Raw genomic sequence first — 382 nt, forward strand, 5'->3', positions numbered from 1 at the left:
AAGCTGACCGACGACGTCGAAGCGGCGCTCAAGGGCCTGCTCGAGCCGGAGATCGTCGAGGTCGTCGAGATCCGGCTCTTCGCCGAGGTCGAAGTCGTCGTCCCAATCCTCGATGTTGTTCAGCGCCGATTGCAGCAAGCCGGGCTCGAGAGCGGCGTCGTCCATCGCTACATATTGCGTCCAGGTATTCGTGCTCATGACCATCTCCTCAGTGGGTTGTGCGTGGGATTCACTCTAGGTCTCCCCCCGCCGGATTCAAATGCGTGTGCCGCCGCAACTTGCTGTAGGACAAACAAGCACCGCCGGTACGCAGGAATCCGACCCTGCGCTTCATTCACGCGTATTCGACTGTAGGTCCGGCATGTGACAGCCAGTGCGTCGA

General features: G+C 60.5%; 1 protein-coding gene. It reads right to left on the reverse strand.

Annotation, left to right across the window (positions count from 1 at the left end):
* A partial coding sequence (locus tag I6F37_RS44935; protein WP_225155122.1) for a hypothetical protein occupies positions 1 to 198 on the reverse strand: 198 nt, incomplete at its 3' end.
* Between the last annotated feature and the right edge of the window lie 184 nt (positions 199 to 382).

The sequence above is a fragment of the Bradyrhizobium sp. NBAIM08 genome (assembly GCF_020193935.1).
GTDB classification, from domain to species: domain Bacteria; phylum Pseudomonadota; class Alphaproteobacteria; order Rhizobiales; family Xanthobacteraceae; genus Bradyrhizobium; species Bradyrhizobium yuanmingense.